The sequence below is a fragment of the Pseudomonas sp. MDT1-16 genome, from assembly GCF_054898115.1.
The window spans coordinates 657,717-674,195 of record NZ_CM142717.1 but is presented as its reverse complement, the minus strand read 5'-3'; the positions used below and the strand labels follow the sequence as shown (position 1 = coordinate 674,195).

The window sequence follows — 16,479 nt, the reverse complement described above, 5'->3', positions numbered from 1 at the left end:
CAGGAATCCACGCCATGACTTGGACAGATGAAGACATGCGCATCGCCCAATGGATGTTGGCCGAATACCGTAAACAGAACTATCTACCACAAGCCCTCGCTGCGCGGGAAATCCGTCTGGTGTTCGGCGAAGCTCATGTGTACCTAAATCGCCACGGAAACTGGGCCGTAAACAAGCCGATACTCGAAGCTTTTAAAGCACTGACTGCTGAGTACGTGGTATGGAGCCGAAGCTTTCAACTATGGAGGCCAAGAACCGCACAAGATCCAGCTGGCATGCGCGTGAGCCGCTGACAAGATATCCCGACGGATGCCGTGCGGCGGGATTCCTGACCTCGCGTAACATCTGAGTGCAACCCTCGGCGCCTGCGGTGCACTGGAGTCCTGGTTCAGCATCGAAATGCTGAATCGCGACCTGTACGTCCACACCCTCAACCTAGACGACGTCGACCCGCACTGCGGCAAGCTCGATTACCTGCGCGGCGAGTTCGGAAAGATGAGCAACCAGTACGTGATGAACAACAATTTTGCGTTTGGTGGGGTTAATACGTCGCTGATCTTCCGGCGCTGGTCGTAACCAGTCATTGCCCGTCAGATTTGATCGTTCCCACGCGGGAGTGGGAACGATCAGTCAATCCCATCTACACTCGCTGAATCAGACCGCATGCACCCAACCTGCTCGAACCGCAAACGCTGATCCGTCACACGACTCGCGGTTCTCTTTCACGTCAAGGAGATGACCATGCAAGTGAAAGCCCTGATCGCCGCGTTACTGTTCGGCCTGCTGCCCAGTGCCAGCCAGGCGACCAATCTGATGTACATGCCTTTCGAGACAGTTCTGTCCAATGCGATCCGCGCCGGGCGGCTCGATGGCAGCGTGAGGTTCTACCTGGCCGGCAACGGACCGACGGAGTACCTTCAAGTGTTGCGCACGAATGTCGTCAGCGATTGGCCCACCAATGCCTCCAACAAGAGCGATTTCGATGCCTGTGAGTGGGCAGTGCAATCGACGTTGATCGAGTTGCAAGCAGAGGCAAAGCGGATCGGGGCGAATGCGGTGACCAACATCGTGAGTTATTACGATCAGCATGTGCGCCAAGACCTGAACACCTATGAGTGCCGAGCCGGAGTGTTTGTGGCGCGAGTAGCGTTGCGCGGGGATTTGGTACGGGTGCAGTGAACGGGACCACCCCCGCGATTTACGCAGGGGTCGCCCAGACGCTTACTGAGCTTGAATCAGTTTGCTTTCCGCGACGCCAGCGCGGCCTGTCTTGTCGTCGACAACTTGCAGGTTGTTGCGCGCCTTGATGAAGCCCACTTTCACTTCCTGCCAGACAAAGTAGTTCTTGCCGGCTTCTGCGGTGAGTTTCAGTTCAGAATCGTTTTCCGCCGAAGACACCAGGGTCTGCTGACCGGCCGGGACGGCTAACATCAGGTAGGACTTGGCGACGGTCTGTCCTACCGGCTTTCCGTTGAGCGTAACCGGCATTTTTACCCCGGCACCCATACTCTCGTTGCGATAAACGTAGATATTGGCTTTGTCCGGGGTGACCTGGAAGGTCTTGGCCTGAGCGTCCTGGCTTTCATCCGCCATTTTTACCGAAGCACAACCACCGGTCAGAGCGGTCAATGCCAGCAACGCGGTGAAGGTTAACTGCTTGAACATCCTGTTTCTCCATTGTTTTGATGAGTCCAACGACGGTTATCGGCCGTCCCCAACAAAACCTTGAAGCTCAATGGGGTCGTAACCGTCCCACTGATCTTCCTGCGCTGGTCATAAATCGAGTCAGTCAACGATCTCAATAACGCCAGAACGACAAAGGGCGCCTTTCGGCGCCCCTTCACAAACAGGCCGGCTTGTCATCGCCCTGTACCGGTCTGGCTCTGCGATGGCTGGTTGCCCAGGATCCTCAGAGTCTCGCAAAGCCCCTTTCGGGAACGCAGGCAGTATTGCTCAAGACCATACCTTTATTTTTTCTTTTAATTTGGCTCAGGTACTGGCGTGTAACTTCAAGCCTAAAGCTTTCACGACTTTAAGGATGGTACCGAACTCTGGATTCCCTTCACCTCACAGGGCACGGTAAAGACTTTCCCGAGAAAGCCCCGCGTCCCGCGCGACCTGAGTCATGCCGCGAGCACGTGCAATGGTCCCGAGAGCCTTGGCGATGAATGCTGGATCATCTCCCGCTTCTTCCATACAAGCGTCAAGATAATTGGCCATGTCCTCCTCGGTCTTGAGGTACTCGGCAGAGTCCCAGCGAGTGAATTGTTCGGTCATGGGTTTTGCTCCTGCCAGGAATTTTGATCGTTCCCACGCTCTGCGTTGGAATGCAGCCCGGGACGCTCTGCGTCCCCTCCAGAGCCGAACGCGGAGCGTCCGTTGAGGCATTCCCACGCGGGAGCGTGGGAACGATCAGTTACGTCGCTCAGCGTGGATCGAGGTTATCCAGCACGCGGTTTACTGCGAGTTCTCCCAGCATGATCGACTGTTGAATCCCCAGCAGTGTGTTGCTTTGCGATCCTTCCAGATACCTCGCGAAATCGCTCGCCATGACATTCGCTGATGCCAGCGATTCACAGGCGTATTCCAGTAGGGTGTGGTTGTCGATATTGGGGGCGATGAGGAAGATTTTGCTTGGTTGGCGTGGAGCATCCGGATCGATGTCCGGTAGGTTTGTTGTTGTATTCGTCATGTTTCGGCTACCTACAAAGTGGAGCCACCGAGTCGCTACTAATCAAAAGGGTGGCAGCCGTACGCAGGTTAGTAGACCGGGAAACACGAACCGGCGCGCCCGAGAGCGCCCTACGCACAGCTACCATCAAAGTGCAGGCATGAAATTACCTGACTGTCCGGCATGCAAATGCGCATCGTGTAAACACGGGCTACTAAACCCGATCACTGGAAATCAGTGACGCGAATCAAGTTACCGATGGCCCCCAAAGCGCACAAGCCGGCGGATTCTGGAGTAGTTGTAGGCAATGCTGCAAGGCGCTGTAGCCTGTTCAAGGTAGTTCGGAAATGTCCTACGCCCTTCAGCGAATGACTGCAAAGCAGTCACGCCTTCAACGGCTCAACCTTACTCGTCAACAACTCCACAAACGCCTTGGCCATCGGCGACTTCTGATCCTTGCGCTGCACCAGCCACACGGCCGACACCGCCTCAGGATCGAGCAGAGGCCGATAGACCACCCCTTCGATGCGCATCCGCTGATAGGACGCTGGCAGTACCGAAACACCCAACCCGGCCGCCACCAGACCAATGATCGTCATTGCCTCGCCCGCCTCCTGAGCGAAGTGCGGACTAAAGCCGGCATCCCGGGCCAGGCTGAGTAATTGTGCGTACAGACCACTGCCATAGCTGCGTGGGAAAAATACAAAGGGCTCGAGGGCCAGGGCTGACAGAAACAGGCCCTCTTCGCTGTCGTTCACCAATGGATGCTTGGAGCTGAGCACCGCCACCAGTGGTTCGCGCATCAGCTCCACCACGCTGAGCGAGTCCGGCAACCCAAGCGGCCGCATGATCCCGACTTCTATCGACTCATCCACCAGCGCCTCCGCCACCTGGGTGCTGCTCATCTCCCGCAGGTTGAGGTGCACTGCGGGGAAACGCTGGCGAAACGAAAAAATCGCCTGAGGGATCGTTGAGTTGAACGGCGCCGACGAGGTGAAGCCAATCTTCAATTCGCCCAACTCACCCAACTGCGCCCGCCGTGCCACGTCTGCCGCTTTATCAACCTGCGCCAGCACCAGCCGCGCCTCTTCCAGAAACAGCCGGCCAGCTTCACTGAGCTCGACCCGACGATTGGTCCGCTCGAACAACCGCGCACCCACCTCTTGCTCCAGCGCCTGAATCTGCTGGCTCAGCGGCGGTTGCGAGATGCCCAGCACTTGGGCGGCGCGGCCGAAGTGCAGCTCTTCGGCGACAGCAATGAAGTAGCGCAGGTGACGCAATTCCATGAAAACTCCATTAGGTCGCTAAACCTATCAAACAGGTCGAACAATATATTGGATTGAATCATTAGGCAGCTATATGCTTTTTTCATTGCCTGACCGGCTGCGTCCTCCGAGGTCCGAAGTGAAAACTGCTGTCGCTCCACTTGCCCATGAAGTTCCGCCCGCAGCGCTTGACGATGTAGTCGCCGAATTAAAGGAGATCTACATCGAAAAAGGCACGCCGATGTTCATGCGCACGGTGCTGGCGTTGTTCTCCGGCGGCTTCGCGACCTTCGCTCTGCTTTATTGCGTGCAACCGATGATGCCGCTGTTGTCCCATGAATATTCCATCAACGCGGCGCAGAGCAGCCTGATCCTCTCGGTGGCCACCGGCATGCTCGCCATCGGTCTGCTGATCACTGGCCCGATTTCCGATCGCGTCGGACGTAAGCCAGTGATGGTGACCGCGTTGTTCGCAGCGGCCTTGTGCACCATGGCCAGCGCGATGATGCCGAGTTGGGAAGGCGTATTGATCATGCGCGCGTTGATCGGGTTGTCGTTGAGCGGCCTGGCAGCGGTGGCCATGACCTATCTGAGCGAAGAGATTCATCCACAGCACATCGGCCTGGCCATGGGGCTGTACATCGGTGGTAACGCGATTGGCGGGATGAGCGGACGCCTGATCACCGGTGTATTGATCGACTTTGTCAGCTGGCACACGGCGATGCTGGTGATTGGCGGTCTGGCGCTAATCGCGGCGACGGTGTTCTGGAAGATCCTTCCCGAGTCGCGCAACTTCCGCGCCCGTTCATTGCACCCGCGCAGCTTGATTGACGGCTTCACCCTGCACTTTCGCGACGCCGGTCTACCGCTGCTGTTTCTCGAAGCCTTTGTGCTGATGGGCGCGTTCGTCACGCTGTTCAACTACATCGGCTATCGCTTGCTGGCCGAGCCGTACCACATGGATCAGGCCTTCGTCGGGCTGCTCTCGGTGGTGTACCTGTCGGGTATCTACAGCTCAGCGAAAATCGGCGCCCTGGCCGACCAACTCGGCCGTCGCAAAGTGCTGTGGGCGACCATCGTGCTGATGATCGCCGGCCTCGCCCTGACCATGTTCACGCCGCTGCCGGTGGTGATCATTGGCATGTTGATCTTTACCTTCGGCTTCTTCGGCGCGCACTCCGTAGCCAGCAGCTGGATCGGCCGTCGTGCGATCAAGGCCAAGGGGCAGGCGTCGTCGCTTTATCTGTTCAGCTACTACGCCGGGTCGAGTATTGCCGGCACTGCCGGGGGGGTGTTCTGGCACCTCGGCGGGTGGAACGGGATCGGACTGTTCATTGGCGGGTTGCTGGTGATTGCGCTGTTGGTGGCGTTGAAACTGGCGAAGTTGCCGCCGTTGACCGGCGTGAAAACCTGAAAACAAAAACGCCCGGCAAAAGCCGGGCGTTTTCGTTATCGGGCGACGATCACTCGTGATACTGCGCCGACAGTTCATGCACCGCGCGCAGGAAGGCGCCAGCGTGTTCCGGATCGACTTCAGGCGTGATGCCATGGCCGAGGTTGAACACGTGACCGCTGCCTTTGCCGTAGCTGGCGAGGATCCGGCCGACTTCGGTGCGAATGGCTTCTGGTTTCGCGTAGAGCACGGTGGGGTCCATGTTGCCTTGCAGGGCGACTTTGTTGCCGACGCGCTGGCGGGCTTCGCCAATGTCGCAAGTCCAGTCCAGGCCTAACGCATCAGCGCCAGCGTCGGCGATGCTTTCCAGCCACAGGCCGCCGTTCTTGGTGAACAGGATGACCGGTACCTTGCGGCCTTCGTGTTCACGGATCAGGCCGCTGACGATCTTGCGCATGTAGGCCAGGGAGAATTCCTGATACGCCGCAGACGAGAGGTTGCCGCCCCAGGTGTCGAAGATCTGCACCGCTTGCGCGCCAGCCATGATCTGGCCGTTGAGGTAGCTGGTGACCGACTGCGCGAGTTTGTCCAGCAGCAGGTGCATGGCTTGCGGGTTGTCGTAGAGCATGGCCTTGGTCTTGCGGAAGTCTTTCGACGAACCGCCTTCGACCATGTAAGTGGCCAGGGTCCATGGGCTGCCGGAGAAGCCGATCAGCGGCACGCGACCGTTCAGTTCGCGGCGGATGGTGCTGACCGCGTCCATGACGTAGCCGAGGTCTTTGTGCGGATCAGGGATTGGCAGGGCTTCGACGTCGGCCAGGGTGCTGACGACTTTCTTGAAGCGCGGACCTTCACCGGTTTCGAAGTACAGGCCTTGGCCCATAGCGTCCGGGATGGTCAGGATGTCGGAGAAAAGGATCGCCGCGTCCAGTTGTGGATAGCGGTCGAGCGGTTGCATCGTGACTTCGCAAGCGAACTCCGGGTTCATGCACAGGCTCATGAAGTCACCGGCCTTGGCACGGCTGGCGCGGTATTCAGGCAGGTAGCGGCCAGCCTGACGCATCATCCAGACAGGCGTGACGTCTACGGGTTGCTTGAGCAGGGCGCGAAGGAAACGGTCGTTCTTCAGGGCAGTCATGTCGGCATCCGGTAAAAAAGTGCGGGCATTTTCTCAGAGCGCGACGCAAAAGGCACGGCAAGAGCCGTGCCTTTTGTCTATCGGGTCAATTTGTCGCGGGTTCGCCCCCGAAAGATCGTTCCCACGCTCCGCGTGGTAACGCCTCCAGTGACGCTCCGCGTCACGCCTTTGGGACGCGGAGCGTCCCGGGCTGCATTCCCACGCAGAGCGTGGGAACGATCAGCGGGGCCGGCGTCAATCAGACGCCCAGGTAATCCAGAATCCCTTCGGCAGCGTTGCGGCCTTCGAAGATCGCCGTTACCACCAGGTCGGAACCGCGAACCATGTCGCCACCGGCGAAGATTTTAGGGTTGCTGGTCTGGTGCTTGTACTGACCTTGTTCCGGTGCCACGACGCGGCCCTGGCTGTCGGTCTGGATGCTGTGCTGTTCAAACCACGGCGCCGGGCTTGGACGGAAACCGAAGGCGATGACCACGGCGTCGGCCGGGATGATCTCTTCGGAACCCGGGATCGGCTCGGGGCTGCGACGGCCACGGGCGTCCGGTTCGCCGAGACGGGTCTCGACCACCTTCACGCCTTCGACGCGGTCTTCACCGACGATGGCGATCGGCTGGCGGTTGTAGAGGAATTTCACGCCTTCTTCCTTGGCGTTCTTCACCTCTTTACGCGAGCCCGGCATGTTCGCTTCGTCACGACGATAAGCGCAGGTCACCGACTTGGCACCCTGGCGAATCGAAGTACGGTTGCAGTCCATCGCCGTGTCGCCGCCGCCCAGTACCACGACCTTCTTGCCTTTCATGTCGACGAAATCTTCCGGCGACTTTTCAAAGCCCAGGTTGCGGTTGACGTTGGCAATAAGGAAGTCGAGCGCGTCATGCACGCCCGGCAGGTCCTCACCGGCAAAACCGCCCTTCATGTAGGTGTAGGTGCCCATGCCCATGAACACAGCATCGTATTCTTCGAGCAGTTGCTCGACGGTCACGTCCTTGCCCACGTCGGTGTTCAGGCGGAACTCGATGCCCATGCCGGTGAAGACTTCGCGGCGATTACTCAGCACGGTCTTTTCCAGCTTGAACTCGGGGATACCGAAGGTCAGCAGACCACCGATTTCCGGGTTCTTGTCGAACACCACCGGCGTCACGCCGCCGCGTACCAGCACGTCGGCACAACCCAGGCCAGCAGGCCCTGCGCCGATCACCGCAACACGCTTGCCGGTCGGAATGACCTTGGACATGTCCGGACGCCAGCCCATGGCGAACGCGGTGTCGGTGATGTACTTCTCGACCGAACCGATGGTCACTGCGCCAAAACCGTCGTTGAGGGTGCAGGCACCCTCGCACAGACGATCCTGCGGGCATACCCGGCCACAGACTTCCGGCAAGGTGTTGGTCTGGTGCGACAGCTCGGCGGCCTGAAGGATGTTGCCCTCGGCCACCAGTTTCAGCCAGTTGGGAATGAAGTTGTGCACCGGGCACTTCCATTCGCAATACGGGTTACCGCAACCCAGGCAGCGGTGGGCCTGATCGGCCGAATGCTGGGGTTTGAAGGGTTCGTAGATCTCCACGAACTCTTTCTTGCGTTGACGCAACAGTTTCTTCTTCGGATCTTTGCGCCCGACATCGATGAACTGGAAGTCGTTATTCAGACGTTCAGCCATTGTTAAAACCTCATCAAACTCTTCAGGCGCATATCACTGCGGGTTGGCACGGGTGCTGGAAAGCAACGATTTCAGGTTGGCAGCCTTGGGCTTGACCAGCCAGAAACGACGCAGATAGTCGTCGAGGTTTTCAGCGAGGTTACGGCCCCACTCGCTGTCGGTTTCCGCGACGTATTCGTTCAGCACGCGTTGCAGGTGGCTGCGATAGGCTTCCATCGTCTCACCGCTGATCCGCTGGATTTCCACCAGTTCGTGGTTGACCCGGTCAACGAAAGTGTTGTCCTGGTCGAGCACGTAGGCGAAACCGCCGGTCATGCCTGAGCCGAAGTTGTAACCGGTCTTGCCCAACACGCAGACGAAACCACCGGTCATGTACTCGCAGCAGTGATCGCCAGTGCCTTCCACCACGGTGTGAGCACCGGAGTTACGCACCGCGAAACGCTCGCCCGCGGTCCCGGCGGCGAACAGCTTGCCGCCGGTGGCGCCGTACAGGCAGGTGTTGCCGATGATGGCACTGTCCTGAGTTTTGTAGACGCTGCCCTTCGGCGGAACGATGACCAGCTTGCCGCCGGTCATGCCCTTGCCGACGTAGTCGTTGGCGTCGCCTTCCAGGTACATGTTCAGGCCACCGGCGTTCCACACACCGAAGCTCTGACCGGCCGTCCCGTTGAAGCGGAAGGTGATCGGCGCATTCGCCATGCCTTGGTTGCCGTGTTTGCGAGCGATTTCACCAGAGATCCGCGCGCCGATCGAACGGTCGCAGTTGCAGATATCCAGGGCGAAATCAGCGCCGCTCATGTCGTTGATGGCCGAGGTGGCCATATCGACCATTTTCTCGGCCAGCAGGCCTTTGTCGAACGGCGGGTTGCGCTCAACCTGGCAGAACTGAGGTTTGTCTGCCGGGATGTGATCGCTGCCGAGCAACGGCGTCAGGTCCAGGTGTTGCTGCTTGGCAGTCTGGCCTTCGAGGATGTCCAGCAGATCGGTACGACCGATCAGCTCTTCGAGGGAGCGCACGCCCAGCTTGGCCAGCCACTCACGGGTTTCTTCGGCGACGTAGGTGAAGAAATTCACCACCATGTCGACGGTCCCGATGTAGTGATCCTTACGCAGCTTTTCGTTCTGAGTCGCGACGCCGGTGGCGCAGTTGTTCAGGTGGCAGATGCGCAGGTATTTGCAGCCCAGCGCGATCATGGGCGCGGTGCCGAAGCCGAAGCTTTCAGCGCCGAGGATCGCTGCCTTGATCACGTCGAGACCGGTTTTCAGGCCGCCGTCGGTCTGCACCCGGACTTTGCCGCGCAGATCGTTGCCGCGCAGGGTCTGGTGGGTTTCGGCCAGGCCGAGTTCCCACGGAGCGCCCGCGTATTTGATCGACGTCAACGGCGATGCGCCGGTGCCGCCGTCGTAACCGGAGATGGTGATCAAGTCCGCGTAGGCCTTGGCCACACCGGCGGCGATGGTGCCGACGCCCGCCTCTGCAACCAGCTTCACCGAGACCAGCGCCTTCGGATTGACTTGTTTCAGGTCGAAAATCAGCTGCGACAAGTCTTCGATCGAGTAGATGTCGTGGTGCGGCGGCGGCGAAATCAGGGTCACGCCCGGTACTGCGTAACGCAGCTTGGCGATCAGACCGTTGACCTTGCCGCCTGGCAGTTGACCACCTTCGCCGGGCTTGGCGCCTTGGGCGACTTTGATCTGCAGCACTTCAGCGTTGACTAGGTATTCCGGGGTTACACCGAAACGGCCTGTCGCCACTTGCTTGATTTTCGAGCTTTTGATAGTGCCGTAACGCGCCGGGTCTTCACCGCCTTCGCCGGAGTTGGAACGCGCACCGAGGCGGTTCATGGCTTCGGCGAGGGCTTCGTGAGCTTCAGGCGACAGAGCACCGAGGGAGATGCCCGCGGAGTCGAAGCGCTTGAGCACCGATTCCAGCGGTTCGATCTCGCTGATGTCCAGCGGCGTGTCCAGGGTTTTGACCTTGAACAGGTCGCGGATCATCGACACCGGACGGTTGTCGACCAGCGCCGTGTATTCCTTGAACTTGCTGTAGTCGCCCTGCTGCACAGCGGCTTGCAGGGTGTTGACCACGTCCGGGTTGTACGCGTGATATTCGCCACCGTGGACGAACTTCAGCAAACCGCCCTGCTGGATTGGCTTGCGCGGGCTCCAGGCTTCGGCAGCCAGGGCTTTCTGCTCGGCTTCGATGTCGACGAAACGCGCACCTTTGATGCGGCTCGGTACGCCACGGAAGCTCAGCTCGCAGACTTCTTCAGACAGGCCGATGGCTTCGAACAGCTGCGCACCGCGGTACGACGTAATGGTCGAGATGCCCATCTTCGACAGGATCTTCAGCAGGCCTTTGGTGATGCCTTTGCGGTAGTTCTTGAACACCTCGTAGAGGTCGCCCAGTACTTCACCGGTACGGATCAGGTCGCCCAGCACTTCGTAGGCCAGGAACGGATAGACCGCCGAGGCGCCGAAACCGATCAACACCGCGAAGTGGTGCGGGTCGCGAGCCGTCGCGGTTTCCACGAGGATGTTGGAGTCGCAACGCAGGCCTTTTTCGGTCAGGCGGTGGTGCACCGCGCCGGTGGCCAGGGACGCGTGGATCGGCAACTTGCCCGGGGCAATGTGACGGTCACTCAGCACGACCTGGGTACGACCGGAGCGCACAGCCTCTTCAGCCTGATCGGCGACGTTGCGGATCGCCGCTTCGAGGCCGACGCTTTCGTCGTAGTTGAGGTCGATGATCGCGCGCTCGAAGCCCGGACGATCGAGGTTCATCAGCGAGCGCCACTTGGCCGGGGAAATGACCGGCGAGCTGAGGATCACGCGTGAGGCGTGTTCCGGCGACTCCTGGAAGATGTTGCGCTCGGCACCGAGGCAGATCTCCAGCGACATGACGATGGCTTCACGCAGCGGGTCGATCGGCGGGTTGGTGACCTGCGCGAACTGCTGGCGGAAATAGTCGTACGGCGTGCGCACACGCTGGGACAGCACGGCCATCGGCGTATCGTCGCCCATCGAGCCGACGGCTTCGTAGCCTTGCTCGCCAAGCGGACGCAGCACTTGGTCACGTTCTTCGAAAGTGACCTGGTACATCTTCATGTATTGCTTGAGTTGGTCGACATCGTAGAAAGCCGAACCGTGGTCGTTGTCTTCCATGGTCGCCTGGATGCGCAGGGCGTTCTTGCGCAGCCATTGCTTGTACGGATGACGCGACTTCAGGCGGTTGTCGATGGCGTCGGTGTCGAGGATCTGACCGGTTTCGGTGTCCACGGCAAAAATCTGTCCCGGCCCGACGCGGCCCTTGGCGATCACGTCTTCAGGCTGGTAGTTCCAGACACCGATTTCAGACGCCAGGGTGATGAAACCGTTCTTGGTGGTGACCCAGCGCGCCGGACGCAGACCGTTACGGTCGAGCAGGCACACCGCGTAACGACCGTCGGTCATTACCACGCCGGCCGGGCCGTCCCACGGTTCCATGTGCATCGAGTTGTATTCGTAGAACGCACGCAGATCCGGGTCCATGGTTTCGACGTTCTGCCACGCAGGCGGAATGATCATCCGCACGCCACGGAACAGGTCGATGCCACCGGTAACCATCAGCTCAAGCATGTTGTCCATGCTGGAGGAGTCGGAACCAACGCGGTTGACCAGCGGGCCGAGTTCTTCCAGGTCCATCAAGTCGTTGGTGAACTTGGTGCGACGGGCCACGGCCCAGTTGCGGTTGCCGGTGATGGTGTTGATCTCGCCGTTGTGGGCGAGGAAGCGGAACGGCTGAGCCAGCGGCCATTTCGGCAGGGTGTTGGTGGAGAAGCGCTGGTGGAACACGCAGATCGAAGTTTGCAGGCGCTCATCGCTAAGGTCTGGATAGAAGGCGGTGAGATCCGCCGGCATCATCAGGCCTTTATAAATGATGGTCTTGTGCGAAAAGCTGCAGATGTAGTGATCGGCGTCGGCGGCGTTGGCCACGGACGAGCGACGACGAGAGGTGAACAGCTTGATCGCTATGTCCTGATCGCTCAGGCCTTCACCGCCGATGTACACCTGCTCGATCTGCGGCAGGCGCTCGAGGGCCAGGCGGCCGAGGACGCTGGTGTCGATCGGCACTTTGCGCCAGCCGACCAGTTGCAGACCGGCGGCCAGGATCTCGCGGTTCATGTTCTCGCGAGCGGCCTCGGCTTTAACCGGGTCCTGGTTGAAGAAGACCATGCCCACAGCGTATTGCTTGGGCAGTTCGACACCGAAGGTTTCCTGGGCGATCGCACGCAGGAATACATCCGGCTTTTGAATCAGCAGACCGCAACCGTCACCGGTCTTGCCGTCGGCGTTGATCCCACCGCGGTGGGTCATGCAGGTCAGGGCCTCGATGGCCGTTTGCAAAAGGGTATGACTGGGCTCGCCCTGCATATGGGCTATCAGGCCGAAACCGCAGTTATCCTTGAATTCATCTGGTTGGTACAGACCTGCTTTCATAGACACTTTCTCACCAGGCTGCCTCTTAACGAGGCAAATTTCTTTTCAATTCAACCACTTGCCATCCACGCCGAACGTTCGTCAGCTTTGCGGGGGCAAAAGGGAGGTCATTGTACACACCGACACAGAGGCTCACAAATTTGACGACGAAATGTCGCAAATCTATGTCGCATTTGTGAAAGGTTTAAAGCGACCTGCTGTGCTAGTCAAAACATTTTTAATGTTGACCGCAACGACTCAAAGACTACTGTGACGCAGACACCACAAGGCACGCGACCGAGGGTCTGTTGGTGCTTGCTGACGAACCGCGTTGTGATGCCAACGTGTGCGAGGCAAGGCGCGGGATGCCGCCAAGGGTGGTCCCCTTGGCAAATCCCGCAACGCAGCTTCGCACATGTTGGCGCGCAACGCGGTCGTCGGCAAGCGCCAACAGACCCTCTGAGGCGGCATGCGCTTGTAGAAATTTTGAGGTGCCGGGAGAGGCGGCCTGGGTAAGGCCGCCGAATCTTCAGCGAGTTGTTGCCAGTTCCTGTTGGACGCTGGCGACAGTGCGAGGCCAAGGTTTACCAGCCTGAACCTTCGCTGGCAAGGCCTTGATGGCGGTAAGGGCGGCATCGCGGTTGGCGAAGCTACCGTAAGTGATGACGTAAAGCGGCTTGCCGTTGAGGACTTTCTTGAAGTAACGGTACTCGCCGCCCTGCTCCTTGACGAAGGATTGCGCGGCCGCTTCAGAGCTGGTGCCAAGGATCTGCACCACGTAGTTACCCGGTGCTTGCCCTGCGTACCAGGTGCCACCGGCGGCCTTGGCCACGGTGGTTGGTTTCTCGGCGGGTTTGGTCACCGGCGCTGGCTTAACCACTGGCGCAGGCTTCACGGCAGGCACCGGGGCTGGCTTGGCCGTAGCGACCTGAGTCGGCGCAGGCACAGGCTTGGCGGCTGGCGTCGGTGCAGGACCGGCCGACAGACCTGCTGGAGGCGCGGTGGTGGTCACGGTTGGCGGCGTAGCGCTGGAACCTTCGACCGGCACGCCGTCGTCGCCTTCGGAGATGCCGCCGGCGGCTTCGGCCAGCGGACCGCGCATGACCGGCTGCGAGTTGCCGACCAGCGGCAATGGCATCGGTTGCGAGTTACCGGCGAATTCGACGGCTGGCGCGCCGCCGCTGTTAGGTTGTGGCGTGCCCTGGCCGAGCGGCAGTTGCGCCTGTTCGTTGGCAGGTGCGCCCGTGGTCGGTGCTTTGCTGCGACCCGGCATCAACCAGGCGGCGGCTACCGCGACCACGACGACGGCGGAAATCGCCAATACGTGTTTCTTCGGCATGTTGAACCCCATACTTGGACGCTTGACCGCTGAGCGGCTGGCAATCATGGCTTCGATCATTGCATCGCGGGCGACCTGGTTGATGGTGCCAGGCCAACCGTCGGAGCTTTCGTGAATATCAGAGATCTGATCTGCGGTAAAAAGTTCGATGCCCCGACCGGCACCTTCGAGCCGCTGATCCAGATATTCGCGGGTTTCTTCTTCGGTGTAAGGCTGCAACTCGATGACGTGGAAACGCTCTTCCTCGAGGCTCAGCGCCTCCAGTTGAGCAATCAGCGACGACTCACCGAACAGGAACACATGCGGACGACCTTCCGGTGCACCGGCGGCCAGGGCCATCAAGGCTTCCAGCGCGGACTCGTCGAGTTGCTCGGCGTCATCCACCAGCAAATAGACTTCCTGCCCCGTGAGCGCAAGTTGCACCACTTGAGCCAGAATCGCGCCGATCTCGACCTGGGCCACGTTCAGCGCCTGAGCAACCTGACGCAGCAAACCCGCCGCATCGCCGGCACCACGGGCAGAAACCACCACGCTCTGCACCGATTGTTTGTTGGTGCTGGCCACCAGGGCCTGGCGCAACAGCGTCTTGCCACTGCCTTGCGGGCCCGTGACGACCAGCAGCAACTGGCTGTAGCGTGCCAGGTGATGCAGTTGTCCCAGCACCGGTTTGCGCTGGGCCGGGAAGAATTTGAAGCCAGGCACCCGTGGAGCAAAAGGGTCATGACTCAACTGGTAATGGCCGAGGAAAGCCTCGTCGGCGTGCAAACTAGTCATCGGGATCTTATTAACCTTTAAGCTGAGCCAGAGCGCGGTAATCCGCTCCCAGCGTGGCCTGTAAAACCTCTTTCGGATAATCGTCGGTCACCACCGCTTCGCCCATGTGGCGCAGCAGCACCAGGCGCAAACGACCGTCGATCACTTTCTTGTCAATTGCCATGTGTTCGAGAAAATCGACTTCAGTCATCTCTTCAGGCGGGATGACCGGCAGGCCGGCACGCTGGAACAGACGAATGCCGCGATCGCGCTCTTGCTCGCTGATCCAGCCCAGGCGCGCGGACATTTCCAAGGCCATTACGGTGCCAGCAGCGACCGCTTCACCATGCAACCACACACCATAGCCCATATGGGTTTCGATGGCGTGGCCGAAGGTGTGACCCAGATTGAGCGTGGCGCGAACACCGGTCTCCCGTTCGTCGGCACCGACCACCGCAGCCTTGGCCGCGCAAGAGCGCTCGATGGCGTAAGTCAGGGCGACCTGGTCCAGGGCGCGCAGGCGATCGACGTTTTCTTCAAGCCAGGTCAGGAACGGCTCGTCGCAGATCAGCCCGTACTTGATCACCTCGGCAAGCCCGGCGGACAGTTCGCGGGCCGGCAGGGTATTGAGGGTAGCGGTATCAATCAGCACCACATTCGGCTGATAGAAAGCGCCGACCATGTTCTTGCCCAGGGGATGGTTGATCCCGGTCTTGCCACCCACCGAAGAGTCGACTTGCGACAGCAGCGTGGTCGGGACCTGGATGAAATCGACACCACGCTGGTAGCAGGCGGCAGCAAAACCGGCCATGTCACCAATCACGCCACCACCAAGAGCGATCACCGTGGTACGGCGGTCGTGCCGTGCGGTCAGCAGACCGTCGAAAATCAGTTGCAGGGTTTCCCAGGTCTTGAAGGCTTCGCCGTCGGGCAGCACCACGGAAACCACCGAGAACTGTGCGAGGCTACGGGTCAGACGCTCGAGATAGAGCGGCGCAACGGTCTCGTTGGAGATGATCGCCACTTGCCGTCCGCGGATATGCGGGGCCAATAGCTCAGGCTGATCCAACAAATCTTCGCCAATATGAATCGGGTAGCTGCGCTCGCCTAGATCGACCTTGAGTGTCTGCATGTGTCCCCACAGTGAAGATGGAATCAGGCGTCCTGCCTTGAGTTAACGAATGTCCACGGCGTCGGCTGGTGTGACGCCGTTCGGTAGCCATCCGCCACAACCTTGAGCGGCTGTGGCAGGACGCCGAGGATAGCGCATTTCGCGCTACGCATTAACGGGGAGGTAGCTGCTGCAAGCGCTCGAGAATATCGAGTACCACCATTCGCGGCGGCCGCTCATCGGTTTCCACCACCAGATCGGCGATTTCCCGATAAAGCGGATCGCGAATCGCCAGCAGATCCCGAAGGGTCTTGGCCGGATCGGCAGTGCGCAACAGTGGTCGATTGCGATCGCGAGAAGTGCGGCCCACCTGCTGCTCGACTGACGCATGCAGATAGACCACCCGACCCCCGGCGTGCAGCGCCCGACGATTGGCCTCGCGCATCACCGCGCCGCCACCAGTCGCCAGCACCACGCCATCGCACCCGCACAGCTCGGCAATCATCGCCTGCTCGCGGTCACGAAAACCCGGTTCGCCTTCCTTATCGAAAATCCACGGGATATTGGCGCCCGTGCGCAATTCAATTTCCTTATCGGAATCTTTGAACGGCAGGCGTAGCTCTTTGGCCAGCAACCGGCCGATGGTGCTTTTTCCAGCCCCCATCGGTCCAACAAGAATCAAATTTCGCACAGA

At 59.9% G+C, this 16,479-nt stretch carries 12 protein-coding genes and 2 pseudogenes; 4 read left to right on the top strand and 10 right to left on the bottom strand.

Features of this window, described 5'->3' with window-relative positions:
- Nucleotides 1-14: 14 nt before the first annotated feature.
- The 3 genes and pseudogenes from ACYZT3_RS03045 to ACYZT3_RS03035 all read left to right on the top strand — a co-directional run bounded on the left by ACYZT3_RS03045 (nt 15) and on the right by ACYZT3_RS03035 (nt 1,179).
- Nucleotides 15-293: a DUF6953 family protein gene (locus tag ACYZT3_RS03045; RefSeq protein ID WP_282379878.1), complete on the top strand. Its 279-nt coding sequence runs from the start codon at nt 15-17 to the stop codon at nt 291-293.
- 52 nt (nt 294-345) lie between these two features.
- A pseudogene (locus ACYZT3_RS03040) lies at nt 346-576 on the top strand (beta-ketoacyl-ACP synthase); the annotation flags it as partial.
- Between the two features lie 165 nt (nt 577-741).
- Complete coding sequence (locus ACYZT3_RS03035; protein ID WP_462031477.1) at nt 742-1,179, top strand: excinuclease; 438 nt, start codon at nt 742-744, stop codon at nt 1,177-1,179.
- A gap of 42 nt (nt 1,180-1,221) precedes the next feature.
- Here the strand turns inward: ACYZT3_RS03035 and ACYZT3_RS03030 are convergent, their stop codons facing one another.
- From ACYZT3_RS03030 to ACYZT3_RS03015, 4 genes and pseudogenes are all read right to left on the bottom strand, one after another.
- Entirely contained in the window at nt 1,222-1,665 is a 444-nt protein-coding gene (locus ACYZT3_RS03030) for a DUF2846 domain-containing protein (RefSeq protein ID WP_462031476.1), read from the bottom strand.
- A gap of 324 nt (nt 1,666-1,989) precedes the next feature.
- A pseudogene (locus ACYZT3_RS03025) lies at nt 1,990-2,277 on the bottom strand (addiction module antidote protein).
- A gap of 148 nt (nt 2,278-2,425) precedes the next feature.
- Nucleotides 2,426-2,692 carry a DUF6124 family protein gene (locus ACYZT3_RS03020; protein ID WP_282379886.1) on the bottom strand — a complete coding sequence of 89 codons (267 nt, stop codon included), beginning with the start codon at nt 2,690-2,692 and terminating at the stop codon, nt 2,426-2,428.
- A 362-nt stretch (nt 2,693-3,054) separates the two neighbouring features.
- Nucleotides 3,055-3,957 carry a LysR family transcriptional regulator gene (locus tag ACYZT3_RS03015; RefSeq protein WP_282379888.1) on the bottom strand — a complete coding sequence of 301 codons (903 nt, stop codon included), beginning with the start codon at nt 3,955-3,957 and terminating at the stop codon, nt 3,055-3,057.
- 118 nt (nt 3,958-4,075) lie between these two features.
- Between ACYZT3_RS03015 and ACYZT3_RS03010 the strand changes: the two genes are divergently transcribed.
- Nucleotides 4,076-5,350, top strand: a complete 1,275-nt coding sequence (locus ACYZT3_RS03010) for an MFS transporter (RefSeq protein ID WP_282379890.1) — start codon at nt 4,076-4,078, stop codon at nt 5,348-5,350.
- Between the two features lie 49 nt (nt 5,351-5,399).
- Here the strand turns inward: ACYZT3_RS03010 and hemE are convergent, their stop codons facing one another.
- From hemE to aroK, 6 genes are all read right to left on the bottom strand, one after another.
- Nucleotides 5,400-6,467 (bottom strand): uroporphyrinogen decarboxylase, encoded by a 1,068-nt coding sequence (gene hemE, locus ACYZT3_RS03005; protein WP_282379892.1) that lies wholly within the window; start codon nt 6,465-6,467, stop codon nt 5,400-5,402.
- Nucleotides 6,468-6,705: 238 nt separating this feature from the next.
- Nucleotides 6,706-8,124, bottom strand: a complete 1,419-nt coding sequence (locus tag ACYZT3_RS03000; protein ID WP_282379893.1) for an FAD-dependent oxidoreductase — start codon at nt 8,122-8,124, stop codon at nt 6,706-6,708.
- 33 nt (nt 8,125-8,157) lie between these two features.
- Nucleotides 8,158-12,603 (bottom strand): glutamate synthase large subunit, encoded by a 4,446-nt coding sequence (gene gltB, locus ACYZT3_RS02995; protein ID WP_462031475.1) that lies wholly within the window; start codon nt 12,601-12,603, stop codon nt 8,158-8,160.
- 508 nt (nt 12,604-13,111) lie between these two features.
- Nucleotides 13,112-14,695, bottom strand: a complete 1,584-nt coding sequence (locus ACYZT3_RS02990) for an SPOR domain-containing protein (protein WP_282379897.1) — start codon at nt 14,693-14,695, stop codon at nt 13,112-13,114.
- A 10-nt stretch (nt 14,696-14,705) separates the two neighbouring features.
- A complete protein-coding gene (gene aroB, locus ACYZT3_RS02985) occupies nt 14,706-15,806 on the bottom strand; it encodes a 3-dehydroquinate synthase (protein WP_282379899.1) in 1,101 nt (366 codons plus the stop codon).
- A 151-nt stretch (nt 15,807-15,957) separates the two neighbouring features.
- The gene (gene aroK, locus ACYZT3_RS02980; RefSeq protein WP_010464421.1) at nt 15,958-16,476 is read right to left on the bottom strand and encodes a shikimate kinase AroK; all 519 of its coding nucleotides are present in this window, start codon (nt 16,474-16,476) and stop codon (nt 15,958-15,960) included.
- Nucleotides 16,477-16,479 lie beyond the last annotated feature (3 nt).